At 71.4% G+C, this 25,528-nt stretch carries 19 protein-coding genes and 1 riboswitch; of the genes, 16 read left to right on the top strand and 3 right to left on the bottom strand.

Annotation, left to right across the window (positions count from 1 at the left end):
* Positions 1-29: 29 nt before the first annotated feature.
* Together FL311_RS05225 and FL311_RS05220 are read left to right on the top strand one after the other, a co-directional pair.
* Positions 30-791 (top strand): alpha/beta fold hydrolase, encoded by a 762-nt coding sequence (locus FL311_RS05225; protein ID WP_141323840.1) that lies wholly within the window; start codon positions 30-32, stop codon positions 789-791.
* A gap of 151 nt (positions 792-942) precedes the next feature.
* A complete protein-coding gene (locus FL311_RS05220) occupies positions 943-1,413 on the top strand; it encodes a hypothetical protein (protein WP_141323839.1) in 471 nt (156 codons plus the stop codon).
* A 15-nt stretch (positions 1,414-1,428) separates the two neighbouring features.
* On the opposite strand, the gene FL311_RS05215 is transcribed toward FL311_RS05220, so the two are convergent.
* Complete coding sequence (locus tag FL311_RS05215) at positions 1,429-3,045, bottom strand: alkaline phosphatase family protein (RefSeq protein ID WP_141323838.1); 1,617 nt, start codon at positions 3,043-3,045, stop codon at positions 1,429-1,431.
* 100 nt (positions 3,046-3,145) lie between these two features.
* Here FL311_RS05215 and FL311_RS05210 point away from each other — a divergent pair, with 100 nt between their 5' ends.
* The 4 genes from FL311_RS05210 (at position 3,146) to FL311_RS43955 (ending at position 5,558) form a co-directional block, all read left to right on the top strand.
* Entirely contained in the window at positions 3,146-3,556 is a 411-nt protein-coding gene (locus FL311_RS05210) for a thioesterase family protein (protein WP_046714591.1), read from the top strand.
* 13 nt (positions 3,557-3,569) lie between these two features.
* Entirely contained in the window at positions 3,570-4,538 is a 969-nt protein-coding gene (glpX, locus tag FL311_RS05205; RefSeq protein WP_141323837.1) for a class II fructose-bisphosphatase, read from the top strand.
* A gap of 33 nt (positions 4,539-4,571) precedes the next feature.
* Complete coding sequence (locus FL311_RS05200) at positions 4,572-4,997, top strand: type II toxin-antitoxin system RatA family toxin (protein ID WP_046714589.1); 426 nt, start codon at positions 4,572-4,574, stop codon at positions 4,995-4,997.
* 384 nt (positions 4,998-5,381) lie between these two features.
* A complete protein-coding gene (locus FL311_RS43955; protein ID WP_194869062.1) occupies positions 5,382-5,558 on the top strand; it encodes a hypothetical protein in 177 nt (58 codons plus the stop codon).
* Positions 5,559-5,677: 119 nt separating this feature from the next.
* Here the strand turns inward: FL311_RS43955 and FL311_RS05195 are convergent, their stop codons facing one another.
* Positions 5,678-6,745 carry an ADP-ribosylglycohydrolase family protein gene (locus FL311_RS05195; RefSeq protein WP_141323836.1) on the bottom strand — a complete coding sequence of 356 codons (1,068 nt, stop codon included), beginning with the start codon at positions 6,743-6,745 and terminating at the stop codon, positions 5,678-5,680.
* A gap of 79 nt (positions 6,746-6,824) precedes the next feature.
* Here FL311_RS05195 and surE point away from each other — a divergent pair, with 79 nt between their 5' ends.
* The 4 genes from surE (at position 6,825) to FL311_RS05175 (ending at position 10,970) form a co-directional block, all read left to right on the top strand.
* A complete protein-coding gene (gene surE / locus FL311_RS05190) occupies positions 6,825-7,607 on the top strand; it encodes a 5'/3'-nucleotidase SurE (protein WP_141323835.1) in 783 nt (260 codons plus the stop codon).
* Positions 7,608-7,609: 2 nt separating this feature from the next.
* Positions 7,610-8,566, top strand: coding sequence for a peptidoglycan DD-metalloendopeptidase family protein (locus FL311_RS05185; RefSeq protein ID WP_228556679.1), 957 nt, complete (start codon positions 7,610-7,612; stop codon positions 8,564-8,566).
* Between the two features lie 124 nt (positions 8,567-8,690).
* Entirely contained in the window at positions 8,691-9,815 is a 1,125-nt protein-coding gene (locus FL311_RS05180) for a hypothetical protein (protein ID WP_141323834.1), read from the top strand.
* Positions 9,816-9,830: 15 nt separating this feature from the next.
* Entirely contained in the window at positions 9,831-10,970 is a 1,140-nt protein-coding gene (locus FL311_RS05175; RefSeq protein ID WP_141323833.1) for a lipopolysaccharide assembly protein LapB, read from the top strand.
* Between the two features lie 33 nt (positions 10,971-11,003).
* Here the strand turns inward: FL311_RS05175 and lexA are convergent, their stop codons facing one another.
* Positions 11,004-11,669: a transcriptional repressor LexA gene (gene lexA / locus FL311_RS05170; protein WP_046714584.1), complete on the bottom strand. Its 666-nt coding sequence runs from the start codon at positions 11,667-11,669 to the stop codon at positions 11,004-11,006.
* A 198-nt stretch (positions 11,670-11,867) separates the two neighbouring features.
* Here lexA and FL311_RS05165 point away from each other — a divergent pair, with 198 nt between their 5' ends.
* The 6 genes from FL311_RS05165 to FL311_RS05140 all read left to right on the top strand — a co-directional run bounded on the left by FL311_RS05165 (position 11,868) and on the right by FL311_RS05140 (position 25,525).
* Positions 11,868-15,194: a response regulator gene (locus FL311_RS05165; protein WP_141323832.1), complete on the top strand. Its 3,327-nt coding sequence runs from the start codon at positions 11,868-11,870 to the stop codon at positions 15,192-15,194.
* Positions 15,191-17,038 carry an ATP-binding protein gene (locus FL311_RS05160; protein WP_141323831.1) on the top strand — a complete coding sequence of 616 codons (1,848 nt, stop codon included), beginning with the start codon at positions 15,191-15,193 and terminating at the stop codon, positions 17,036-17,038. Before FL311_RS05165 ends, FL311_RS05160 begins: the two co-directional genes overlap by 4 nt.
* A gap of 36 nt (positions 17,039-17,074) precedes the next feature.
* The gene (locus FL311_RS05155; RefSeq protein WP_141323830.1) at positions 17,075-18,043 is read left to right on the top strand and encodes a FecR domain-containing protein; all 969 of its coding nucleotides are present in this window, start codon (positions 17,075-17,077) and stop codon (positions 18,041-18,043) included.
* A 75-nt stretch (positions 18,044-18,118) separates the two neighbouring features.
* Positions 18,119-18,199, top strand: a riboswitch (cyclic di-GMP riboswitch).
* A gap of 93 nt (positions 18,200-18,292) precedes the next feature.
* On the top strand, positions 18,293-19,966 hold the full coding sequence (locus tag FL311_RS05150) for a hypothetical protein (protein ID WP_141323829.1): 1,674 nt from the start codon (positions 18,293-18,295) through the stop codon (positions 19,964-19,966).
* 52 nt (positions 19,967-20,018) lie between these two features.
* Positions 20,019-21,917, top strand: coding sequence for a hypothetical protein (locus FL311_RS05145; protein ID WP_194869061.1), 1,899 nt, complete (start codon positions 20,019-20,021; stop codon positions 21,915-21,917).
* Positions 21,918-21,985: 68 nt separating this feature from the next.
* A complete protein-coding gene (locus FL311_RS05140; protein WP_228556680.1) occupies positions 21,986-25,525 on the top strand; it encodes a flagellar motor protein in 3,540 nt (1,179 codons plus the stop codon).
* The last annotated feature ends 3 nt before the right edge of the window (positions 25,526-25,528 follow it).

Genomic DNA, 25,528 nt, shown 5'->3' with positions numbered 1-25,528 from the left:
GGACGCGCTCTCGATTCCTGGAGGTCGTCATGAAGGGCACGGCAGGTGAGCTGTACGTGGATGATGGTGGCGTGGGTGGGCTTCCGGTGGTGTTCGTCCACTCGAGCGCCGGGAGCACGAAGCACTGGCGCGCGCAGCTGGAGCACCTGCGCACGTCGCGTCGCGCGCTCGCGTTGGACCTGCGCGGCCACGGCCAGTCCGAGCTCACGCAGGCCGCGGATGCCACCGTCGAGGACTTCGCCTCGGATGTGGCCGCGGTGGTGGATGGGTTGAAGCTGGAGCGGTTCGTGCTCGTGGGACACAGCCTGGGCGGCGCGGTGTGCGCGGCGTACGCGGCGGCGAACCCCTCGCGCGTGGCGGGCTTGCTGCTGTTGGACCCCGCCTCCGACGGTCGCCAGATTCCCGCCGAGCAGGCCCAGGGGTTGATGGCGGTGCTGGGCTCGGACGCGTGGCTGTCCGTCGTGGAGGAGTACTGGGCGCCGATGCTCGCGCCGTCCAGTGAGGAGGTCCGGGCGCAGGTGCTCGCGGGCCTGCGCGCGACCCCGCGGCGCGCGGTGCGCTCCGGACTGGGCGCGCTGCTGACGTTCGACCCGGTGACGGCGCTGCGGGCCTACCCCGGGCCCAAGCTGTCCGTGGTGACGGCGCACAACCAGGGGCCGGATGCGTACCAGCACGTGGTGTCCGAGCTGCCGTGCCTGAAGGTGGAACCCGTCACCGGACACTGGCTCCAGCTCGATGCGCCTGTGTGGGTGAATGGCGTCCTGGATCGGTTCCTCGCGACCACAAGTTGATCCACGGACGCGTCGGCCTCATCCTCGTTCCGAAGGGCGGCGAGGGTGTCGCGTGGTGGGCATTCGTGGTGTGCGGGCGTTGCCGGGAAATGTCGTGATGTGAAGATTCGAAGCGTAGGACCAGCGTCGCGCCGTCATCCCCCAGCCGACCATGATCAAGTTTCCGAAGAAGCCCGGGGCCCGAGGGCTGCCGGACATTCCGCCCAAGGCGTCCGTCCCCGCACGTCCGCCTGACCCGAAGCCCCTGGCGCCGACACCGGCGAGGGCCAGCGCGTCTCCCAAGGACGCGTTCCAGCCCACGGCCAGCGTGCCCCGCACCGGCTTCGCGGCCTCGCAGGCGCGACTGTCGGTCCTCACCACGAAGAAGTCCGAGCTGGAGCTCCAGGCCCAGCACATCCTCCAGTCGCGCAACCAGCTCAGCCACCTGATTGGCGTTTTGTCCAACCTGGCGGCGAAGCACCCACCTGGCTCGCGCGAGGGACGGACGCTGGAGTCGCGCATCGCGAACATCCAGCAGGTGGACAAGGCGTTCGAGCTCCAGTTGCAGCAGCTCTCCACCCAGCGTCAGTCGGTGGAGGCGGAACTCGACGCCGTCCAGAAGCTCATCGCGAAGACCCCCTAGTACCGGGGCCTCGCGTCACCTGCCGGTGAGGATCTCCGCCCGGGGCTTGCCCTCCGTCGACGCGGGCATGCCCATCTCCATCAGCGCCGCGAGCGTGGGCGCCACGTCCACCGGGTCCAGCTCCGTCATGTACGTGCCCGGCTTGACGCCCTTTCCCGCGAACACCACCGGCACCTGCGAGTCGTACGAGTAGGGCGAGCCGTGCGTACTGCCCTGCGCGTCGTAGTAGACGACCTGGAAGGGGGCCAGCATGTAGAGCACGTCACCGCTGCGACCCGGATAGTAGCCCTTGCGCAGCGTGGCCAGGTGGCCCGCCGGGTCCGGCGCGGAGAACAGCTCCTCGCGCGTCACCGCCGCCACCACGCTGGGCTGCTTCTTCAGCCAGTCCACCACCGCGCGCCCCACCTGCGCGCCATCCACCTTGCCCGACGTCAGCGCGGGGCCCCCCAGGTACACGTCCAGCTCCTCCATCGCCACGGTGACGTCCGGCCCGAAGCGCTCCTTCACCATCTCCGTGATTCCCCCGCTGATGGCCTTCGGCTGCAGCCGCTGCGCGGGCAGTCCCGCCGCGGCCCACTCCTCGGGCGTCGCCGCCCCGCCGTGGTCCGCCACCAGCGCGATGCTCAGGTTGGCGCGACCGCCCGCCGCGCGCTCGGCCGCGGAGATGAGCTCCCCCAGGGCCTTGTCCAACCGCAGCACCGTGTCCTGCATCTCCCACGAGTACGGGCCGTACTCATGGAACACGTTGTCCGTGCCGCTGAAGCTCACCATGAGCAGGTCCGGCACCGCGTCCTTGCCCAGGCCCTCGCCGGCGATGGCCGCCTTGGCCGCCTCCACGAGGAACTCGTGCGAGTCCGGGGACACGCCGAACGCCTTGTAGAAGTCCGTCCCCGGCGCCTTCAACCCGCCCGTGAGCGGGTGGGGGAACACGCGGCCCAGGCCGTACGAGTCCGCTTCGTGGGGCAGGTCATCCTCACCCACGTACTCGGCGCGCGGTCGCGACAGCTCCCACGTCTTGCCGAAGGACTGGTCCGGAAGCTTGCGCGCGTTGAACTGCTGGAGCCACTGGGGGAACTGCTTCGCGTACCAGGTGCCGGTGACGAGCTTGCCGCTGCCCTCGTCGAACCACCACGCCTGGCCCAGCCGCCCCGCCATGGCGATGGCCGCGCGCGACTTGAGCGACACCGACACCGCCTTGCCGCGCTGCTGCGTGGCCATGCGCAGCCGGTCCGCCAGCGTCTCCGCCATCAGGTTGACGGGGCTCGCGTCCTGGCCCGGCTTGGACGCGGCCTCCAGCACCGGGTGCGCCGGGTCCACGAACGAATAGACGAGCTTGCCCGAGGCCCGGTCCCACCAGCGGTTGTCGACGATGCCGTGGCGCCACGGGTTGGCGCCGGTGGCCAGCGTGGTGTGGCCCGGCGCCGTGCGGCACTTCGCGTAGCCATAGCGCGCGTACGGGAAGTAGGCGCCACTGTCGAGCAGTTGACCCAAGCCGCCCTGGAGCCGGGGCCGGTTGCGCAAGAGGACGTCGCTGCCGAGCGCGTCCACGGTGATGAGCAGGGTGAGTCGGGGAGGACGCGCGGCGGCGGGGAGCGACGCCAGCATCGCGGTCAGGACGAGGGCGCGAATCATACGTCCGAGAAGCTGCACTGCCCGGCCGCGTGGATGCAATCCAGAAGGTACGTCGCGGCTTGGACGCAGGCGCCCACCCCCTGCTACGGTCCGCGCCCTCATGGTCGAGGCCCGACTTCGCGTCATCTACGGCGACACCGATCAGATGGGTGTCGTGTACTACGCGAACTACTTCCGCTACTTCGAGTTCGCCCGGAGCGAGTTCTTCCGCGCGCGCGGTGGCAGCTACCGGGAGCTGGAGGGCTCCGGGTTGATGCTGCCCGTGGCGGAGGCGAGCTGCGCGTACAAGGCGCCCGCGCGCTACGACGACGTGCTCGTCATCCGCGCGAGCGTGAGCGAGTTGCGGCGGGCCTCGGTCGTGTTCACCTACGAGCTTTTTCGCGAGGGCGAGCCGCGCACGCTGCTGTGCACCGGTCGTACCCTCCACGCGTGCGTGGGGCGCGACGGCAAGCCCACGCGGTTGCCGGAGTCCGTGGCCCGGCTGCTGGAAAATCCGAACGCAGGACCTTGAAGGAGCACAGAAGATGGATCGCAACCTGGCAATGGAGGTGGTGCGCGTCACCGAGATGGCGGCCATCGCCTCCGCCCGCCTGATGGGCCGTGGGGACAAGAACGAGTCGGACCAGGCCGCCGTGGACGCGATGCGCCGCGCCTTCGACGCGCTGCACATCGATGGCACCATCGTCATCGGCGAGGGCGAGCGCGACGAGGCGCCCATGCTCTACATCGGCGAGAAGGTGGGCCGCCGCGCCGACGGTGACCCGGCGGTGGACATCGCGTTGGACCCGCTCGAGGGCACCAACCTGTGCGCCTACGGCCGTCCGGGCTCCATCACCGTGGTGGCCATGGCCAGCAAGGGCGGGCTGCTCAACGCGCCGGACACGTACATGGAGAAGCTGGCCGTGGGCCCCAGGGCCCGGGGCGCCATCGACCTGCGCAAGAGCCCCACGGAGAACCTGCGCACCATCGCGGAGAAGATGAAGGTCTACGTGTCGGACCTCACCGTGGTGGTGCTGGACCGCGAGCGGCACCAGGACCTCATCAAGGAGATCCGCGCCGCGGGCGCGCGCATCCGGCTCATCGAGGACGGTGACGTGGCGGGCGCCATCGCCACGTGCTTCGAGGGCACGGGCGTGGACGTGCTGATGGGCACCGGCGGCGCCCCCGAGGGCGTCATCGCGGCGGCGGCCATCCGCGCCACCGGCGGCGACATGCAGGGCCGGCTGGTGCCCCGCAACGCGGGCGAAATCGAGCGCGCGAAGAAGATGGGCATCACCGACATGGCGAAGATCTACGCGGCGGAGGAGCTGGCCCGGGGCGAGGTGATGTTCGCGGCCACGGGCGTCACCAGCGGCGACTTCCTCAAGGGCGTGCGCTTCTTCGGCGGCGGCTGCGAGACGCACTCGGTGGTGATGCGCAGCAAGACGAGCACCGTGCGCTTCATCCAGTCCCTGCACAAGTTCGACAAGAAGCCGGGATACGCTTCCATCTAGGCCGTCCCCTCGACGCTTTCGGAGACCGACACCATGCCTGGCGCCACGCGGACCATCGTCATCAACGCCCCCATCGAGAAGGTGTTCGACGTCATCACGCAGTACGAGCGCTACCCGGAGTTCCTCCCGGAGGTGAAGGAGATCCGCACCGCCAACCGCAAGGGCGACACCGTCGACGTCCACTACAAGGTCGACGTGATGAAGACCGTCCGCTACTCCATCCGCGTGGTGGAGGAGCGCCCGCGCCGCATGGCCTGGACCTTCATCGAGGGCGAGGTCATGAAGGACAACAAGGGGAGCTGGCTGCTGGAGGCCGAGGGCGAGGGCAAGACGCGCGCGACCTACAACGTGGAGATGGCCCTGGGGCTGCTCGTGCCCAAGGCCGTCGTCAACGCCCTGGTGGACACCTCGCTGCCCAAGATGCTGGACGCCTTCAAGAAGCGCGCGGAAGCGCCCTGAGTCAGGGGTCCACCCGGACCCCTCGCCGGACGTTGACCCCGCCTGTCACGCGGCAGGCAGGCGGGCGAGCCCTTCCAGCAGGGAGGCTGACCTCCCTGAAGGGCGACGTGTGCCCGAGAAGGGTCTGCTTGCGGGCCGTCGTGAGGGCATTAGAATCAACACCATCCCGACCGGAAGTTTCGGCTGTCCATGACATCTATGCCACGGTTCCCCTGGCCCTGATGTCGGATGGCGGACGAGCAACCGTGCGAGATGGCGGCAGCGTACCCAGTGCGGAACCGGGGTTCTTAATTTGCATCTGAGTGTCGTGGAAGTCGAAGCGCTTTTCGGGCGGGACGGCGGGCGTACATCGGGGTACGTAGGCTGAGGGGAGACGGAAGACCCATGCTCGACGCCTTCATCATCGAGGAAATCAAGCGCCGCGAGCGCCGCCGCGAGGACCACGACAGGCCCGTGGTGGAGCTGCCGCTGCCCATGCCGGACGACCGCCCTCGGCGGCGGACGGAGACCGAGGAAGAGAAGCCCCAGCGGGGCGTGGTGGTCATCGACATGCTCTCGTGAAGAGACAACCTCACGCGGCCCCATGGCCGCGTCGTGTGGCCACGAGCCCGCGGCGGACGTCCCGATGAGGACGGTCCACCGCGGGCTTCGTGCATCCTGGGCCCGGGCGGGGACGGCCCTCAGGTGGCCACGAGCCCCAGCAGGTGGCGGGGGTGGTAGACGTCCCACAGGGGGCCCTTCTGGGTGGAGAGGGCCTCCAGCACGTGCTTCCGCCACTCGGCGGGCAGGGCCTCCTCGCCGTGGAAGGCGCCCACCAGCGCGCCGGTGACGGCGCCGTGGACCTCCGTGTCGCCGCCCCGGTGGATGACGTCGATGAGGGCGGCCTGGGCGGTGGGGGCGTGCAGGAGTTCCCAGAAGGCCAGCCGGAAGGCGACGTGGATGGCGTGCTGGGCGCGGTGCACGTGCAGCTCCGGGCCGTACAGGCGCGGGTCGTCGTCCCGGGCGCGCGCCAGGTCCTCGCGCAGCAGTTGCTGGGCGAAGGCCACCTCCTGGACGTAGTCGGGCGCGGAGCGGCCGAGCGCCGCGCCGGCGAGCAGCAGGCCGGACTCCGCCGCGGTGAGCACGTCCTCGAGCTTGAGCTCCGCGCCGCTGGTGACGGCCTTGGCGATGGCGGCGGTGAGGCTCGCGCAGGCGAGCTGGCAGCGTGGGTCGTAGTGGGTGAGGGCGGAGTCCTCGAGCGAGGCCTGGGTGCGGGCCTTCGGGTCGCTCGCCAGGTAGACGCCCAGGGGGGCGACGCGCGCGAGGCTGCCGGCGCCCACGGCCTTGCGGTGGCCCCGGAGCCACACGCGGCGGCCCGCGCCGAGCGGTGGCAGGCCGGACTGGCACTCCTCGAACACTTCCTTGAGGGGCTCGCTGACGTCGAAGGCGTGGGGCTGCCAGGCGCGGTAGCGGCGCAGGGCATCCGCCGCGTCGTAGTGCTTGAAGTCCCGCAGGCTGTGGCCCAGGGCGCAGGCCAGGTGGACCTCCTCCGTCACCTGGCCCTTGCGCAGCTGCTGGGGTCCTCCACCGGACATCGCGGTGTAGATGCCGTCCGCCAGGGTGGGGAAGGCGGGCGCGTGGAGGGGCCGGTGCGCGGTGGGCACCGCGAGGGCGTTGCCCACGGCGAGCCCCAGCAGGGCGCCCCTGCGTCGCTGGGCGAGGAGCGGATCAGGCCCCTGAGGGGCATTGCGGCGACGGGGCGGCGGCATTCGGCGGGTGGACACTGTAGCAGCGCGGTCCCCGAGTGTGCTTGCCCACTCCGGAGGGCTCCTCTACAACCGCGCGGCCATGCGGAAACCGCGGATTCTCGTATCCAACGACGACGGCTATTTCTCCGAGGGACTCCAGGCGCTGGTGGAGGCGGTGACGCCGCTGGGAGAGGTCTGGGTGGTGGCGCCGGACCGCGAGCAGAGCGCCGCGTCCCACGCCATCTCCCTGCACCGGCCCCTGCGCATCAAGGAGGTCCGCGAGCGGTGGTTCGCCATCGACGGGACGCCGACCGACTGCGCTTATCTGGCCATCGTCCATCTCCTGAAGGATGATCGCCCCACGCTCATGGTGTCCGGCATCAACCACGGTTCGAATCTGGCCGAAGACGTCACCTACTCGGGGACGGTCGCGGCGGCGATGGAAGGGGCCCTCCTGGGGGTGCCCGCCATCGCGTTCAGCCTCGTGGCGCGGGGTACATTCGACTTCGCGCCCGCGGCCCGGTTCGCCCGCGCGCTGGTGACGGAGGCGCTGTCGCGTCCGTTGCCCCAGCGGATGCTGCTCAACGTGAACATCCCGGGTGGGGTGGAGCCGGAGGGCTACAGCGTCACGCGGCTGGGGCGCCACTCGTACGGCTACGGCGTGGTGGAGAAGGAGGACCCTCGCGGCCGGAAGTACTACTGGATTGGCGGCAGCGAGTATCAGCACGAGGACATCCCGGGCAGCGACTGCAACGCCGTGCACCTGGCGAAGCGGGTGTCGGTGACGCCGCTGCACCTGGACCTGACGGACCATGGTCGCCTCGAGGACCTGGGAGGGTGGAACCTCCAGGGCTTCGCCCGACACGAGCCGGATGGTGCCTAGCGTTGAGGCCCGGCATCTGCATCCGAGCGGCCAGGGCGCTCCTTTTCCTCCTGTCGACCGTCGTCGTGACGGGCTGCGTGGGCCCCCGGGCGTCTTCCTCCGGGACGGAGCTCTCGCTGGTGCAGGAGACCAGGTCGCAGGCGGTCTCGGGTGACGGAGCCGGGGCGTCCGCCGCGTCGGGTGAAGCGCCACCGCCGAAGTCGGGGGCGTTCCCGTTCGCGCTGCGCTCCTCGCACGAGGAGCCGGAGCTGGTGGCCGTGCGCCACCGCGTGGCCGCGGGCGAGACGGTGTACCGCATCGCCAAGACGTACGGGCTCACGGTGGACGAGCTCAAGTCCGCCAACGGCATCAAGGACGTGCGCTCGCTGGCGGTGGGGCAGGAGCTGACGATTCCGGGCGTGGAGCGGCGCGTGCCGGTGGAGGCGCCGGAGGCGTTGGCCGCGGAGGCGGACCCGGAGCCGGTGCGTACCTCGGTGGAGACCCCGCCCCGTCGCGGTGGGCCGGTGGTGGCGCGGCGCGAGGAGCCGCCCCGTCGACCCGTGTCGCGTCCGGGCGCGCGGCCCCGGCTGGCCACGCAGGGGATGATCGACTGGCCCCTCAAGGGCGTCCTGTACGGGAGATTCGGGAAGAAGGGGCGCGAGCCGCACGACGGCATCGACCTGGCGGCGCCCTCGGGGACGCCGGTGAAGACGGCGCAGGAGGGCACGGTGCTCTACGCCGGCGAGCAGCGCGGCTACGGCAACATCGTCATCGTCGAGCACGAGAACCGGCTCATCACGCTGTACGCGCACAACCGCGACTTGCGCGTGCGCACGGGGCAGAAGGTCCGCCGCTCCCAGGTCATCGCGACGGTGGGGGAGTCCGGCAAGACGTCCGGTCCGCACCTGCACTTCGAGCTGCGGCTGGATGGGAAGCCCGTGGACCCGCTCGACTACCTGGGGCCGATGCCCAGCTTGTGAGCGCCTGGCCGGGGAGGGCGGGGCTCGCCTCGTCGCCTGCTGGGGGCGGGTTCCCGTGAGAATGTTTCCTTGAGACCGGGCAGGCCCTCCGGGTGGGGGCCGGGGAAGGGTAGAGTCCCGCGCCGTGTCGCGCGTCTTCGCCCAGCTCGTGGTCCTCCTCGTCCTTGCTCCCTCCGCGTGGGCACAGTCCCCCGTGGCGTCGGTGCCGCCTCCCGAGGCTCCGCAGGTGGGCTCGGCCCCAACGCCTCCGGCCTCCGAAGCTCCCGCCGTCACCGCACCGTCCACTCCCGCTCCGGACGAAGCGCCGATGAGCGTCGCGGTGCTCGCGTTCGACTCCAATCCTTCCGCGCGGGACTCGGTGACGGGCGTCACCTCGCTCATCACCGCGCGCCTCGCCGAGTCACCCCGCCTCTGGGTCATCTCCCAGCGCGACCTCGAGGCGTCCCTCGACGCCGAGCGCCGCCGCCAGCTCGTCGAGCTCGAGACGTGCGACGTCGGCCCGTGCCTCCAGCAGCTCGCCACCCTCACCGGCGCGCGCTACGTCGTGTCAGGACGGGTGGACCGCTTCGGCGACTCGTACCTGCTCACCGCCCGACTGGTGGACACGGAGGCGGGGCTGACGCTCGCGAAGCCGCGCGCCGAGTCCCCCGAGGCCGACACGCTGTTCCCCACCGTCTACGCCATCGCCGACGCGCTGGTCGCCGAGCTCGTCAACCCCGGCGAGAACCACGGTGCCCGACCGCTGATTGGCGGCGCGCCCCGCACGGGCGGCGGCGGCCTGTCCCTGGGCCTGCGCATCAACAACAACTTCGTCGACAAGCTGGCCACCCTGAACCCGGGCGCCGACGTGGAGGTGGGCTACTGGTTCCACCCCGAGTGGCTCGGCTTCATCCAGGTGGGCTTCTCCTACGTGCAGTCCACCACCGAGGGCGCCAAGGGCGGCCTCAACGTCCTGCCCAGCGTCGTGGGCGCGCGCCACTACCACAACGTGGAGAAGTCCCTGCGCCCGTACTGGGGCTTCGGCCTGGGCGTGCAGCTGTCCTTCGGCGACTTCGGCATCTTCCAGTCCACCGGCCCCCTGCCCACCGTCGTGGGCTTCATCGGCCTGGAGTACCTCATCGCCGGCCACGTCGGCGTCCAGCTGGAGGCGGGCACCAACGTCGCCCAGGCGGTGCTCGGCCTGGCGGAATCCCAGCTCGGCGATGGCCTCAATCTGGACCTCAACCTGGGCATCGCGTACCACTTCTAGGATTCGGAGCCCCTCATGTTCCAGCGCCTGCGCGCCTTCCCGCTGATTGCCCTGCTCGCCGCCGCCGCGTGCGACGAGCGCCCCACGGTGACGCCCAAGGACCACGCGGAGGGCCTCTACATCAAGGGCACCGCCGAGTACCTCCAGGGCCAGTTCACCGCCGCGCTCGCGTCCTTCGACGAGATGCAGAAGCTGGCCCCCAATGACCCCCGGTTGCCCGCCGCCCGAGGCGAGGTCTACCTCTCCATGGGGAAGATCTCCGAGGCCGCCACCGAGTTCGAGGCCGCCCTCAAGCTGGAGCCCAAGCGCTCCACCAACTGGAGCCGCCTGGGCTTCGTCCAGGCCCAGCTGGGCCGCACCGACGAGGCCATGAGCTCGCTGCGCAAGGCCATCGGCCTGTACCCCAACGATGCCAACGCGCTGGAGCAGCTGGGCGAAATCCACTTCAAGAAGGGCGAGCACGAGGAGGCCGTCCGCCACTTCATCCTCGCCGCCAACGTCGCCTCCCATCTGGAGGCGAAGTCCGAGCTCATCCTTCGCGCCGTCGACGTGCTGACGAAGCAGGGGCGCGAGCCGGAAATCCTGGCGCTGGCGCAGAAGTCCGCCAACGAGGGGGTGCGCACCGTGGGCGTGCTCACCACCCTGGGGGACTCACTCGTGCGCGCCAAGAAGCTGCCCGAGGCCGCCGCCGCCTACCAGGAGGCCGCCAGCAAGTCCCCGAGAGACCCGACGCTGTGGGAGCTGGTCGGCACCATCCACCTGCAGCTCGACAAGCCGGGCGACGCCATCGCCGCCTACAAGGAGTCCCTGCGCGTGAAGGACCGCGCCATCGTCCACGTGGCGCTGGCGCGCATCCAGCTCGCGATGAAGAGCAAGGAGGGCGCGGAGCAGGAGCTCGCCGCCGCGCTCGAGACCGTGCAGGGCAACGACGTGCGCGAGCTGCGGGAGCTGGCGGACCTGCTCGTCACCATGGAGCGCAAGTCGGATGCGCTGCGCATCCTCGGCAACCTGAGCGCCGAGAAGGACATGGCGAAGGACGCGGAGCTCCACCTCACCACGGCGCGCCTCGCGCGAGACTTGAAGGACGTCGCGCTCCAGCAGACCGCGTGTGCCCGCGCGCTGGCCGCGGACCCCGCCCAGAAGAAGTGCCCCTGAGCTCCACGGGGAGCCCAGGAGCACGCAAGGCCGCTACGCGCGTCCGCCCTGCATCTTCCGGTACACGCCGACGACCAGGCCCAGGATCATCGTCGAGCGGAACTCCGTGCGGCTCACGTAGATGGGCTGCATGGTCGCGTTCGCCGGCTGGAAGCGGATGCGGTCGCCCTCCGGGTAGTAGCGCTTCACCGTGGCCTCGTCCTCGATGAGCGCCACCACGATGTCGCCCGGCTGGGCGGCCGGCGTCTTCTTCACGAAGAGGTAGTCGCCGTCGTGGATTCCGTCGTCAATCATGGACTGGCCCTTCACCCGCAGGGCGAAGACCTCCCGGCCGTTGACGCCTCCCAAAAGGAAGCTGTCGATCTTGACCGAGTCCTCCATGTGCTCCTGCGCGAGCAGCGGCGCGCCGGCGGCCACCTTGCCCAGCAGGGGGACCTCCACCATGCCCGCGTCGCGCTTGGCGCCCAGGCCCAAGAGCAGCCGGGCCCGCTTGGTGGGCACCAGCGAGCGGCTCTGCTGCTCGCCCCGGTTCAGGTAGCCCTTTCGCTCCAGCGCCTTGAGGTGGTCGTTCACCCCGTTGGTGGAGCGGATGTCCATGTGCTCGCCAATCTCCCGGATGGTGGGCGGGAATCCGCGAGTCTCCGTCTCCTTCACGATGAAGCTGAGAATCTCGCGCTGGCGGTCCGTCAGCTCTTCCATGCGCTCCCTCGCTCGGCGGGCCTGATTGCTACAGGGCGGTTGCCCAGGCAACAGGCTTTCAGTGTCCACTCTCCCTGAACAGACGTGTAGAGTCAATTCGTTCAGTGTCCCACCGCGCACCTGGAGTGCGTGCCCATCTTTTCGGCATTCTCAGTTCTTGAGGGGAGTGGACGAACTCGACGTACAATTCCGCCCGCTTTGTCCGAACTCCGCCACACGCTGCTCTTCGTCGACGATGAGGCCGACGTCCTGGACATCCTCACCCGGATGTTCCAGCGCCGGTATCGCGTGCTCACGGCCCTGAGCGGGCAGGCCGCGCTGGAAGTGCTTCGCCGGGAGACGGTGGACGTGCTCGTCACGGACCAGCGGATGCCGGAGATGACGGGCATCGAGCTGGCGGCGACGGCACGCGCCGAGGGCTTCGACGTCACCACGCTCCTGCTCACGGGCTTCACGGACCCCGATGACCTCATCGCGGCCATCAACCAGGGGCAGGTGTACCGCTACATCACCAAGCCCTGGGACGTGAACGACCTGCTCATCACCGTGAAGAACGCGGTGGAGTACACGCAGCTGCGGCGCGACAAGGAGCGGCTCATCCGCCAGCTCCACCAGCGCGTGGAGGCCCTGTTCGTCCTCTACGAGGTCAGCCGCGCGAGCGCGAATGATCCGGCCAGCTACGACAACATCATCGACCGCGTGCTCATCGCCGTGGCCAGGGTGCTGCCGTACGACTGCGGCGCGGCGCTCATCGCCCCGGACGAGTCGCGCAGCGCGACCTTGCGGCTGCGCTGTCACGGCACGGTGGGGGAGCAGGCGCTGCTGGGCGTGAAGGAGTCGATGCTCGGCGCGTACCGCAAGAGCTCCGGCCTGCTGCTTCCGGAGGACCGCGTCATCACCCGCGTGGCGGGCACGACGACGCAGGACGCGGCGGCGCCGGCGGTCTACCCCAGCCAGCTCACGGTGAACCTGGTGGCCGGCGGGCGTCCGGTGGGCATGCTGTCGCTGTTCAGCCAGCGCTCGGACGCGTTCACCGAGGACGACGGCGTGCTGCTGGACGTGCTCGCCAACCAGACGGCGGACGCCATCCAGTCCTTGCGCTCGGCCGAGGAGGAGGCCCGCCACCGCATGGAGCGGATGGTGGAGTCCATGGCCGACGGCGTGGTGCTCACCGACGAGAAGAACGACATCGTGGTGATGAACCCGGCGGCGCGAAGGCTGTTGCACGTGGGGGACGACCCCGCGGAGCACACCAGCCGGATGATGGAGGAGCGCCTGGGCTTCCAGCCGTTCCACCTGGTGCGCGGCTGGGAGTACAGCGGCACGCAGGTGCTGCGCGAGGAGGTGAAGCTCTTCGACCGGCACGTGCAGACCACCACCACGCCGGTGGGCGACGCGCGCGGCACGCTGCGCGGGGTGTGCGTGGTGCTGCGCGACATCACCGACCAGAAGCGCCTGGAGGAGCGCAAGGACGAGTTCGTCTCCATGGTGAGCCACGAGCTGCGCACGCCGCTCACGTCCATCTCCGGCGCGCTGGACCTGGTGCTCAACTTCATGGCCGGCGACATCAACGAGCGGCAGCGCCGCTACCTGTCGCTGGCGCGCGACTCCACCGAGAAGCTCAACACCATCGTCGACGACCTGCTGGACCTGTCGAAGTTCGCCAAGGGTCGGCTGCGGATGAACTTCGAGGTCGCGTACCTGGACGAGCTGGTCCAGCGCGTGGTGGAGAAGTACGGCCCGGCCTTCGACGAGAAGCGGGTGAAGGTGACGCCGGGGCTGCCGCGCCACCCGCTGCGCGTCATCGCGGACCCGAACCGGCTCAACCAGGTCCTCAACAACCTGCTCAACAACGCGGTGAAGTTCACGCCCGAGGGCGGCCAGGTGCGCGTGGAGCTGCACGCCACGTCTAGCCTGCCCGGCTACGTGGTGCTCTCCTGCTGGAACAGCGGAGACCCCATCGCCGAGGACAGCCTGGAGCGCATCTTCGACCGCTTCGAGCAGGCGCGCACCAAGGCCAACCGCACCGTGCGCGGCACGGGCCTGGGCCTGGCCATCTGCCGCAACATCGTGGAGGCCCACGGCGGGCGCATCTGGTGCGAGCCGTGCGTGGACGGCGTGCGCTTCATGGCGGTGCTGCCCACCGAGCCTCCCGCGGAGCTGCGCCAGTCGGACGACGCCGCCGAGGCCCAGTCCCCCAAGCGGCGCGAGAGCCGGGGGCGGGTGCTGGTCATCGAGGGCGAGCACGAGGTGGGCTACATCGCCAAGGCGCTGATGTCCGCGCGCGGCTACGAGGTGCGGCTCGCGTTCAACGCCGAGGAGGGCCTGTCCAGCGCGCGCAAGCACCACCCGGACATGGTGCTGGTGTCCGTGCGCCTGCCGGACGTGGACGGCCTGCGGCTGGCGGAGATTTTACGGCACGACCCGGAGACGCGGCGCGCGCCCTTGCTGCTCACGTCCGCGTTCGACGAGCGCCAGCGCGCCTTCCGCGCCGGCGCCGATGCGTTCCTGGTGCGCCCGCTGACGCCGGACAAGCTGCTGGCCACGGTGGACTCGCTGGTGCGCGGCCGCGCGGGCCCGGCGCACGGGCGCGTGCTGGTGGTGGACGACGACTCGAAGATCTCCGCCATCTGCCGCGAGGTGCTGGAGAACATCGGCTTCGACGTGGCGGTCGCGGGCTCGCTGGAGGAGGGCCGGCGCGCCCTGCGCGAGCGCAGGCCAGACGTCATCCTGCTGGACGTCACGCTGCCGGATGGCGACGGGTTCCTCTTCCTCGAGGAGATAAAAGCCGAGCGCGCCAGCGGTCACATCTCCGTCATCTTCATCTCCGCGCGCGCTGAGACGTCGTCGAAGGTGCGCGCGCTGAAGCTGGGCGGCGACGACTACCTCACCAAGCCCTTCGACGCGCTGGAGCTGGGGGCGCGGGTGGAGAGCGTGCTGCGCCGCAAGGAGCAGGAGCTGTCGGCCTCGCCGACGACGCAGCTGCCGGGCTCCACCGCCATCGAGCGCGAGGTGCAGCGGCGGCTCATCGCCCGTCGCCCCTTCGCCTTCTGCTACCTGGACCTGGACAACCTCAAGGCCTACAACGACTACTACGGCTTCGCGAAGGCGGACGGCGTCGTGCGTCAGACGGGCGACCTGATGCGTGAAATCTTCGCGCAGGAGGGCGTGCCCGGGGACTTCCTGGGCCATGTGGCCGGGGACGACTTCGTCTTCATCGCCTCGCCGGAGTCGGTGGACCGGGTGTGCCAGACGGCCATCGAGACCTTCGACCGCATCATCCCGCTCTACTACGACCGGCAGGACCGGGAGCGGGGGCACATCGAGGCGGAGGACCGCTTCGGGGAGCGCCGGCGCTTCCCCATCATGAGCGTGTCCATCGTCGCGGTGATGACGGACGGCACCCAGGACCACGCGGAGCTGGCCCGGCGGGCGGCCGACATGAAGAAGCGCGCCAAGGCCATCCAGGGCTCCGTCTATCTGCGCAGTGACCGCGAGCAGGTGGTACGCTCCGTCGCCGGGTGAGGCTCTACCAGCAGCTGGTCCTGTTCATGCTCGCGGCGACGGTGTTGCCGCTGGCCGCCGTCGGCTTCGTGTTGCTGTCGCGCGCGGAGGCGGAGCTCGTCGCCCGCATCGACGCGGAGCAGCGCACGCAGGCCGCCGCGGCGGCGGAGGCCGTGGGCTCCACCCTCATGGAGGTGGTGGACGCGCTGGCGCGCTCCGCGGAGCTCATCGACTGGCAGGCCGCCACGGAGGCGGAGACGGTGGGCGGCCTGCGGCTGCTCTACGGCCAGTCCCAGGCCGTGAGCGCCGTGCTCAAGCTGGACGCGCGGGGCCAGCCCGTGGGTGCGCCCGTGTTCCGCCCCCGGGATACGGAGGGGCACCCCGGTTTCCGTGAAACGGGGCTCGAGCGGATGGTGGGCTCGGTGCCCGTGCAGCAGCTGCGAGGTGGCGGCAAGGGGCAGGCGGCGCTCGGCGGCGCGTACGTGCACGCGGAGAGCGGCCGGGCGGCGGTGGCCGTCGCCGTGAAGCTGGCCGAGGGCGAGGACGCGCCGTTCGCGCTGGCGGAGGTCGTCTTCGGTCCGCTGGAGGCCGCGCTGCGCCGCCGCCCTCCGGGCGCGCTGGGGCGGGTGGACCTGGTGGACGAGGAGCGCCGGGTGCTCGCCAGCTCCGAGCCCGAGCGGCGGATGGTGACGCTCTCGCCGGAGGTCGCCGCGCACCTGCTCTCGCCCACGGCGCCGGAGCCGGACGTGGTGCGCAGCTTCCGGCTGGAGGACCCGCCGCGCCGGGTGAGCGTGGCGCGCGTGTCGCGAGGCCTGCGCTTCGACGTGGTGGTGGAGGTGGACGAGGCCGCGGCGCTGGCGCCCGTGCGGGCCATGCGACGCACGGTGCTCTTCTCCACCGGCGGCGCGCTCTTCGTCCTGTTGGGCCTGGGCGCGCTCTTCACGCGGCGGCTCAACCGGCGGCTGGAGGACGTGGTCCAGGGCGCGGAGGCCTTCGGCCGGGGTGAGCTGGACAAGCGCTTGAAGGTGGAGGGGCAGGACGAGCTGAGCGAGCTGGCGGACACCTTCAACCGCATGGGCGCGGAGCTGGAGGCGGCGCGCGCGCGGATGCTGCGATGGAACGACGAGCTGCGCGTGCGCGTGGACGAGGCCACGGGTGAGCTCAAGAGCGCCCAGGCCCAGCTGCTCGAGGCGCAGAAGCTGGCGGCGGTGGGACAGCTGGGCGCGGGCGTGGCGCACGAGATCAACAACCCGCTGGCCGGCATCCTCGGCAACGTGCAGCTGCTCATGCTGGACCGCGGCTCGGCGGACCCCGACCTGGATACGCTGCGCAAAATCGAGCAGAGCGCCAAGCGCTGCAAGGAGATCACCCAGAACCTGCTGCGCTTCTCCCAGCAGCGCGAGCGTCCGGACCTGCGCCCCGTGGACCTCAACGCGGTGGTGCGCGACGCACTCAGCCTCACCGAGCACCAGATCCTCAGCGACGGCGTGACGCTCGAGACGAAGCTCGCGCCCGGGATGGGCCGCGTGCGCGCGGACCCCGGCCACCTGTCGCAGGTGGTGCTGGCCCTGTTGTCCAACGCGCGCACCGCGATGATGAAGTCCCCCACGCGCAGGCTCACGCTGCGCACCGGCGAGCGCGACGGGCGCACGTTCCTGGAGGTGGAGGACACGGGGAAGGGCATCCCCGCGGACATCCGCCCGCGCATCTTCGAGCCCTTCTTCACCACGAAGGATGTGTGGTCCAACGTGGGGTTGGGCCTGAGCGTGTCGTGGCGCGTCGTGACGGAGGCGGGAGGAACACTCAGCGTCCGCTCGGAAGTGGGGCAGGGGGCCTGCTTCACCGTGGAGCTGCCGAGGGCCTGAGCATCCCACGCGGCCTGTGATAGCTAGGAGGACTCCATGGCCGAGCCCCGCACCCATCGGCGCCAGACGCCCTTCTACGTCGGCCTCGTGCTGATCCTCGCGGCCCTGCCCCTGGGCTGGTTCCTCTTCCTGCGCCAGCCTCCCTCGCCGCCGACGCCGCCGCCCCCGCCCGTCGTCCCCGTGGCGGCGCCGGTGGTGGAGAAGGCGATGGAGCTGGAGCTCACCGAGGTCACCGGCACGGTGGAGGTGAAGGAGGGCAGCGGCGCGTGGCGCAAGGCGTCCGTGGGCATGGCGCTGCGGCGTCACGACAAGGTGCGCACGGAGGACGGCTCGTACGCCGTGCTCATCGGCGGCGAGGCGGTGGAGTTCCGCATGGACCCGGGCACCGAGGTGTCCGTGGAGGACCTGACGAAGTCCGTGTCGCGCCTGTTGCTCGCCAGCGGCATGGCCACCGCCGTGGTGCGCCCCGGCAAGCGTCACACCTTCGAGGTGAAGGCCGCGCAGAGCGACGCGGTGGCCACCCTGCACGAGTCGGGTGCCTTCACGATGAGCAACAACGGCCAGGGCACCGTGGCCGTGGGCACGCGCGAAGGCGAGGTGACGCTGCTCGGTCAGGGCAAGGTCGTCATCGTCCGTGCGGGCCAGCAGTCCGTGGTGCGTCCCGGCCAGGCGCCGTCCGAGCCCGCGGCCGTCCCCACCAGCCTGCTGCTCAAGGTGGACTGGCCCTCCGAGCGCACGCGCCGGGAGAAGGAGCTGCTCGTGCGGGGTCAGACGACGCCGGGCAGCCGTGTGCAGGTGAACGACGTGCGCGTGCTCGCCGACGCGGAGGGTCGCTTCGAGCGCAAGGTGAAGCTGCGCGAGGGCGCCAACACCGTGGACGTGCGCGCGGTGGGCGTCGGTCGTGTCGAGCAACGCGAGCAGGCCGAGGTCATCGTCGACACGCGCCCGCCACCGTTGAAGACGGACTCGGACATCTGGAATCAGGCGAACGATTCAAGCCCCTGAAACCCCGAGCGTCCTGGCAGGCGGTCGGCTTGACCCCTGGCAGGGGGTCTCCCTAGACTTCGTCGCGAAGTCATTCCTGTTCAAGGGCAATCCAGGGCGAAAGCCCTGGTGCGCAAAGCCGCGGGGCCCGAAGCAAGGCCGGCCGTGGTTGCCGTGGGGAACCAGCTCCGGGGAGGACTCCGGGCCCACTGCTGCCTTGTGCGGGCATGGGTCTGTGGTTCCAGCGTCCTTCCGGGAAGGTGGTTTCCGATGCTGCGCGCTCTGTCCCTCGTGACGTGCCTGCTCCCTGCCTTGGCCTCCGCGGACACCCCTGAAGTGGGAACGCTGTCCGGCTTCGCCAAGGTGGTGAACGACAGCCCCGGAGACCAGACGGACCCGCACGTGAGCGGCGCGCTCGTCGCGTACACGAACGAGTCCGGAGGCCGCAGCGAGATCCGCTACCACGACCTGGTGTCCGGCGAGGACGCGGCCATCCCCAACGAGGGTGCGTTCGACTTCGTGTCGGACATCAGCGGGGACACGGTGGTCTTCACCCGCGTCAGCACCTCCAGCGCCATCTACACGTACCAGGTGGGCGCGGGGCTGCCGGCGCGGGAGCTGGCGCCACAGCCGGGCAGCAGCCGCAGGGCGGCGGTGATCGGCGGGCGCACCGTGGCGTGGCAGGACTTCGGCTTCACCGGCAGCACGCTCGAGCCCGAGATCGCCCTCTACGATCTGGACCAGGGCACGCTCACTCGGCTCACCGAGGACCGGATGCTGGACCGCACGCCGGCGGTGGCGCCGGACGGCCAGACGGTGGTCTGGGCCAAGTGCAACGCGGAGGGCCTGCAGTGCGACATCTGGCGCGCGCGGCGGGAGGGCACCGCGTTCTTCTCGCAGGCGCTCACCGGCAGCGAGGGCGAGGAGTCCCAGCCGGACACCAACGGAGAGCTCGTCGTCTACGCGAGCACGCGCACCGTCGACGGGGTGTCGGACCGGGACATCTACTGGAAGCCGGTGAACGGCGGCACCGAGCAGCGGCTCGCGCTGCCGGGACTGGATGCGAACCCCAGCATCAGCGGCTCGTTGATCGCCTTCGAGCGGAGGGACCCGACCAAGGGCGACTTCGACATCGCGCTGTACAACCTCGACACGCAGACGCTGTACCTGCTCACCGACTCGCCGGACAACGAGAACCTCAACGACCTGAGCGTGTCCGACGACGGCACCGTGCGCGTGGTGTGGACGGTGTCGAAGAACGGTGACTTCAACGTGCACAGCTTCACCTTCCAGCTCACTCCGGATGGACCGTGCGATGTCGCGCCGACGGCCTCTCCCGCGCCGACTCGGACCGCGGAGGAGGTGTGCAAGCAGCCGGGGAAGACGCCGCTGCTCGCCGCGCTGGAAGTCGCGCGCACCACGGGACAGCCCAACGCCGTCTCGCTGGGGTTCCATGGCAAGGGCGCGGGGGTGATGTGTGTCGACAACGGCTACAGCGGCGAGCGCGCCACGTCCGGTTGGGTGTGGCTGGACGGGCGTGAGATTGTCGACCCGTCCCGTTTCAAGCCCACCGTGGCACTCGTGGCGCGTGACGTCACGCTGGGCGGAAACACGTGGCTCGCCGCGCTGATCTCCGGAAATCCAGGAAGCTCGTTCCGCATCCGCGTGTACGGCACCGCGTCCGAGTGTGGCGCGACGGTGTCGCCCGCGGGCTCGCAGCAGGTCGCCGGGCAAGCCATCACACCGATTTCCCTCACGGTGGGTGGGGTGTCATCCCTGACCTTCGAGCCGGGCGAAGATGGGCGGGGCTTTGGGTGCAGTACGAGCGGAACCACGTCCGGGGCGGTGGGGCTGGTGATGTTGGCGTTGTGGCTGGCTCGGCCTCGGCGCGAGCCGGTGTTGGTTTCGCGGAAGGAGCTTCGGAGAAGGGGAAGCAGCCTGTAGACTTCCGTGCGTCCTGAACCGTTTTCATCCCCCAGTTCTCCTGCTGCTATGCGTGTGCGCTGCCTCGGCCTGGGCCGACACGCTCGAGCTGCTTGGACCGTCATCGGCGGTGACGCGCGATGGTTTCCCGCTGGCGCTGGTGCGCAGGGATGCCTCGGGTACGCCCGTGCCGTGGGTGGGCAAGCCGGTGGTGACGGTGGAGGGCGCGGAGCTTCGGCCAGGTGACGCACGGCCGCCGCTGGGCACGTACGTCGTCGTGCCTCGGCCGGGGGCTCGGGACGTGGTGGTGCGCGCGAAGGTGGATGGGCTGGAGGCGCAGGCGCGCTTCGTGTTGGGGCCGCCGGCCACCGAGGTGCAGCTGGCGCTGGAGCCCGCCGCGCCGGTGAAGGGGCGCGACAAGGAGGCTCGGCTCACGGTGAAGCTGCTGCGGCCGGACGGCACGGCCGACGACAGCGGCGCGCCGCCCGTGGTGCGCGTGAGCACCGGACGGGTGGCGGACCTGGAGCGGGTGGAGCCGGGCACGTATCGCGCGCGCTACATCCTGCCGGACACGCGCTACCCGGAGGTGGCCATCCTCGTCGCGTTCTCCGCGTGGCCCAGTCCGCAGTCCGTGCACGGCGCCTATGGGCGCGTGCTGGTGCCGCTGGCCGCGTCGGTGAACCTGCCGGGCACGACGGAGAAGGACGCGCGCATCTCCATCGAAATCGCGGGTGAGAGCTTCGGCCCGGTGACGGCGGGGCCGGACGGGCGCTTCCGTCTGCCCATCGTCGTGCCGCCGGGACATCGCTTCGGCAAGGGGAGCGTGGTGGACCGGGCGGGCAACGTGCGTCGGGAGCGCATCGACCTGAACCTGCCGCCCACGGATGGTCTGGCGTGTGTGCTCCAGCCGCAGCGGCTGCCGGCGGATGGGGTGTCGCGAGCGCGTCTGGTGTGCGCGACGAGCGACCCCTTGGGCAAGCCGGTGGAGGACGCGAAGGTGACGGCGCAGGCGCGGCGGGGAACGCTGTCGAATGGCGCGCGCGCGGCGGGCGGCATGCTGGAGTGGCTCTACACCGCGCCCAGGACGCTGGCGGATGACGAGCGCATCGAGGCGGCGTGGCCTCAGCGTGGCGCGGGCTCGAAGGAGAGCCTCGCGCTCCAGCTCGCCCAGGGGCCCGCGTCGCGGCTGACGATGTCCGTGGCCGACCCGCTCGTGCACCGTGGCTCCCGCGTGGACGTCACGGTGGGAGCGCGGGATGCGCTCGGCAGGCCGCGTCCCGGGGTGATGCTGGCGCTGGAGGCGCCCGAGGGGGAGTTCTCCGTGGCGCGGGAGACCTCGCCGGGGCACTTCTTGAGCACATGGTCTCCGCCGGCCTCGGGTGGCGAGGAGTCGGTGGCGCTGCGTGCGCGGGCCTGGGGACCGCTGGGCAGTGAGCCCGCGCGCATCGCGGTGTGGTCTCGCGGCGGCGAGCTGTTCGCGGGCGTGTCCGACCTGGCGGACCAGCCGGTGCCCTCACAGCCGCTGCGCGTGGACGGGCATCCGCTGACGACAGGCCCGGATGGCACCGTGTCCCTGGGGGTGTTGGCGCCGGGCGCGCACGTGGTGGCGCACGGCGTTTGGACGGGGCTGGTGCGCACGCTCCATGTCCTGACGAAGGACGGACAGGCGTATCCGTTGGATTCGCCGCTGGTGCCCGAGCCGCTGACGCAGACGGTGCGCGTGGCGCCCGAGGTCCCCGTCAACGTGCGGCTCCGCGTGGAGGGCACGCGCGTGACGTACTGGCTGGAGGACGCGAAGGGACACACGCTCGAGGGGCGGCGGGTGCATGTCTCGCTGTCGGAGGGCGCGCGGGAAGCCGAGCAGGTCCGCGAGGGCCGCACGTCCTTCACGGTTCGCGCGGCCACGCCGGTGAGTGTCTCCGTGGCGGACGTGGAGACCGGCGTCACGGCGCTGGCCGAGGTACGACCGTGAGATGCTCGGGCCTGGGCCTCCTGCTGGTGGTGTTCTGGGCGGGCCTCGCCCGGGCGCAGGGCGCGTCGATGGACGTGCCGTCGCTGGCGTCGACCATCGCCGGGCGCGTGTGCCAGGACACGGATGGTGACGGACGCTGTGGCGCGGACGAGCCTGGCATCGCGCAGGTTCGCCTGGTGCTGGCGACGGGACGCGAGGTGCTCACCGATTCGCACGGGCGCTTCCACCTCACCGGCGTGGACGCGCGCGTGCCGGAGGTCACCCGAGGGCTGCACCTGCGGCCGGGGCGTCATCGGCTCAAGGTGGACGCGCGCTCATTGCCCGCGACGAGTCAGGTGACGCCGGAGGCCGCCACGGTGGAGGTGCCCTGGGGCGCCGTCGTCCTCCAGGACTTCGCGGTGCGCACGAGGCCCGCGTCGGCGTCGTCGCTGGGGCTGTCCTTCGAGCGCGCGCCGCCGGTGGCGAGCGTCGCGTCCGGCGAGGGCGCGGTGCTGTTCCGGGTGGCGGGGCAGGCGTCCGTGGGGGACCACGTGCGCGTGGGGGCCGCGGAGGCGGAGGTGGATGCGCGCGGCGGTTGGAGCGCGCGGGTGCCGCTCATCGCGGGCGCCAACGAGCTGGCCATCACCGCGACGGCGCCGGATGGCTCGGTGCGCCTGTATCGCCAGCGCATCGACGTCGTGCAGCGCGCCGAGGGCTGGCTGGTGGTGCCCAGGCCCCTGGAGCTCCTGGGCTCGGTGCGCCTCCCGGCGGCGCGTGACGAGCGCGCGGCCACCGGCGTCGCGCGAATGAAGGTCGAGGCCCGCGAGGGCACGCTGGTTCGCGGCGTGGGGCAAGAGCCCCTGTTCGTGGGGCCGGAGGGCTGGGTGGAGGTCCCCGTGACGCTGTCCCCGGGCCTCAACCGCGTGCCCCTGGTACTGGCCCCGCCGGGCGCGAGCGAGCGCGAGCTGCTGCTGGACATCCAGGCGGAGGCGCGGCCCTTCGCGGTGGCCCTGCTCGATGTCGAGGTGTCGTTCGCGCCGGGAGACAGCGACTGGCAGCTGCGAGGGCGAGGCTCCGCGCACGCCGAGTTGCGCCTGGGGCCCGTGGACGTGGTGGGCGAGGTGGACCTGCGCGACACGGACGCGCGCACGCTGCGCGGCAAGGAGCTCCCGGACTGGCTGCGTCCCCGGGTGCCCGAGCGCTTCGAGCGCGTGGCGGACCCGGACTTCTCTCCGGCGGAGTGGGGCGATGACTCGGTGTCGCTGACGCCGAACGCCTCCGAGGCCCGTCTGCGCGTCGAGGCCCGGCACGCGGAGCATGGCCGCGCGGGTCTTGGCACCTATCGCGCGCTGGTGCAGGACCGTGAGGTGGGCCGCTATCACCGTCCGCTCTTCGGTCCCTACGCGGAGCTGGCGACGTCGGCCGACGCGCGCGACGGAGCGCTCCGGGCCGGCGTGGACGCGTTCGGCGGAAGCCTCACCGACCCGACGCGAGGGCTCGCCGCGGTCCCCGCGCACGAGGAGCTCCGCGCCACGGGCGGCAGCCTCTACTACCTGGGCGCGGTGTCGGTGGCGGAGGGCTCGGAGCTGCTGCGCGTGGAGGTGCGCGACGGTGTCACGGGCCTGCCGCTGGCGGAGCGGCACCTGGTGCGAGGTCGCGACTACGACATCGACTACTTCGCGGGCCGCATCCTGCTGTCCCGGCCGCTGTCGTTCCTCGCGAGCGACACCTTCTTCCGGACGGACATGGTGACGCAGGCGCCGGAGCCGGTGCTCGTCGCGGACTACGCGGCGCTGCGCTCCATGGACACCGAGGACTCCGGCGGTGGTGAGCTGTGGGCCGAGTGGAAGGGCGCCCGCGTGGGGCTCGCCGCGGTGCGGGAGGGGCGCGGCGAGGGCCGTCCCTACACGCTCTACTCCGGCCGGGCCTCGGCGCGTGTCGGTGGCTACGCGCTGGAGGCGGAGGGGGCTTCCAGTCGCGGCTCCGCGGTGGACGCGGGGCTCTTCGGCGTCTCGGATGATGGCGGGCTGAGCTATCTGCGTCCGACGGGCGCCGTCGCGACGGGCGGCGAGGCGCTGGGCCTGCGGCTGCGCGGTCCGGGGTTCTCCGGCGATGGCTCCGTGGATGCGTCCTACCGCTGGCGCGCGCGGGGCTTCTCGGATGGCGCGCACCTGGACGCGGCGCGCTTCCAGCAACTGGCGCTGCGGGTGCGTCAGCCCCTGGGGCGACTGCGCCTGTCGCTGCTCGCGGATGGACGTCAGTCGGCGGACCCGCGCGAGCCCTTCGTCGACCATCCCTTCTCCGCGAGCACCGTCGGCGCGAGCGTGGGGTGGGAGGAGTCCGCCTGGGGCCTGAGCGTGGAGGCGCGCGACGCGCGCTTGAAGGCGGCCGAGGTCGTGGGGCAGGGCGAGGCGCTGACGGGAGGCCGCACCTCCGTGGGTGTCGCGGGCCGCTACCGGCTGCTCGAGGGACTGTGGCTCCAGGCGTCGCACCGGCAGAAGCTGGCGCTGCATGGCGCGGGGCCCGGACGGGTGGATGACACGTTCAGCGCGGCGGGCGTGGACGTGGCGCTGGGCCGCGACACGCGCGTGGACGTGCGCGGCGGCTGGGGGCCGGACCTGGGGCCCCGGGCCTGGGCCAACGTGGAGTCGCGTCGTGGCGCGGACGTGTACTACGGCGGCTACTCGGTGGACGTCGACGGGCCGGACTTCGGCGCGGGCCGGACGCTCACGGGCGCGCGCACGGAGCTGCCGGACAGCGGCACGGCGCTCTTCGTCGAGGAGGTGGGCCTGCATGATGCCTCCACCCTCCGCATGGCTCGCGCGGTGGGCTTCCAGAAGTCGGTGCTCGACGGCTTGAGCGTGGGCGCGCGCTATGAGCGCGGCGTGCGCAGCCTGCTGGACGTGGACCCGCCGCTGCGGCGCGACGCGGGAGGCGTCTTCGGCCAGCTGCTCCTGAGCCGGCTGCGACTGGAGGGCCGCTTCGAGCTGCGTCGCGAGAAGGGCACGCCGGAGCGGGGCGCGACCGAGGCCGTGGACCGGCTGCAGACGGTGGTGGCGCTGGCGGCGGAGGTGGAGCTGCTGCGCGACGTGACGGCCTCCGGCCGTGTGGACTTCGCGCGCACCGTCAACGACGACGCGCTGGAGGCCCGGCTGCTGGAGGGCTACGCGGCGCTGGCCTGGAGGCCCGGTCCGTGGCTGGTGGTGGCGCGCTACGGTGTCAGCCGCGAGCTGTTGCCGGGGACTCGGGCCGCGTTCGGAGACAGGGCGCTGCAGCTCCTCTCGCTGATGCCCGCGGTGCGCCTGGGTGACAGGTTCTCCGTCGCGGCCGGGCTGCACGCGGGGCGCAGTGAGCTGCGGGGCTCGTCGCGTTGGGTGTGGACCGGCACGGTGCGTCCGGCGGTCCGGGTGGTGGGGGGCGTGGAGGTGGCGGCGGAGGCGGCGCGCAGGACGGCCTCCCTGGACGGAGAGCGGCTGACGGCGGTGCGGGCGGAAGTGGCCTACCGGATGGATGAGCGACTCCGGATGGCCGTGGGGTACACACTGCTGGGCTTCAGCGGCTTGGGTCTGGCCACCGAGTCGTCGGAGAATCAGGACCGGCTCTACCTGCGGGCGGAGCTCGCCTACTAGGAG

The organism is Myxococcus sp. AB025B (genome assembly GCF_006518215.1).
GTDB lineage: Bacteria > Myxococcota > Myxococcia > Myxococcales > Myxococcaceae > Myxococcus > Myxococcus fulvus.
This window is presented reverse-complemented; position numbering and strand designations above follow the sequence as displayed.

Bases quoted from the DNA above. Each gene is read 5' to 3' on its own strand.
- FL311_RS05155 (WP_141323830.1), top strand. From the start codon at position 17,075: ATGGCCGAGCCCCGCACCCATCGGCGCCAGACGCCCTTCTACGTCGGC.
- FL311_RS05210 (WP_046714591.1), top strand. From the start codon at position 3,146: ATGGTCGAGGCCCGACTTCGCGTCATCTACGGCGACACCGATCAGATG.
- FL311_RS05140 (WP_228556680.1), top strand. From the start codon at position 21,986: ATGGACGTGCCGTCGCTGGCGTCGACCATCGCCGGGCGCGTGTGCCAG.
- FL311_RS05220 (WP_141323839.1), top strand. From the start codon at position 943: ATGATCAAGTTTCCGAAGAAGCCCGGGGCCCGAGGGCTGCCGGACATT.
- FL311_RS05225 (WP_141323840.1), top strand. From the start codon at position 30: ATGAAGGGCACGGCAGGTGAGCTGTACGTGGATGATGGTGGCGTGGGT.
- FL311_RS05200 (WP_046714589.1), top strand. From the start codon at position 4,572: ATGCCTGGCGCCACGCGGACCATCGTCATCAACGCCCCCATCGAGAAG.
- FL311_RS05215 (WP_141323838.1), bottom strand. From the start codon at position 3,045: ATGATTCGCGCCCTCGTCCTGACCGCGATGCTGGCGTCGCTCCCCGCC.
- lexA (WP_046714584.1), bottom strand. From the start codon at position 11,669: ATGGAAGAGCTGACGGACCGCCAGCGCGAGATTCTCAGCTTCATCGTG.
- glpX (WP_141323837.1), top strand. From the start codon at position 3,570: ATGGATCGCAACCTGGCAATGGAGGTGGTGCGCGTCACCGAGATGGCG.
- surE (WP_141323835.1), top strand. From the start codon at position 6,825: ATGCGGAAACCGCGGATTCTCGTATCCAACGACGACGGCTATTTCTCC.
- FL311_RS05175 (WP_141323833.1), top strand. From the start codon at position 9,831: ATGTTCCAGCGCCTGCGCGCCTTCCCGCTGATTGCCCTGCTCGCCGCC.
- FL311_RS43955 (WP_194869062.1), top strand. From the start codon at position 5,382: ATGCTCGACGCCTTCATCATCGAGGAAATCAAGCGCCGCGAGCGCCGC.
- FL311_RS05150 (WP_141323829.1), top strand. From the start codon at position 18,293: ATGCTGCGCGCTCTGTCCCTCGTGACGTGCCTGCTCCCTGCCTTGGCC.
- FL311_RS05195 (WP_141323836.1), bottom strand. From the start codon at position 6,745: ATGCCGCCGCCCCGTCGCCGCAATGCCCCTCAGGGGCCTGATCCGCTC.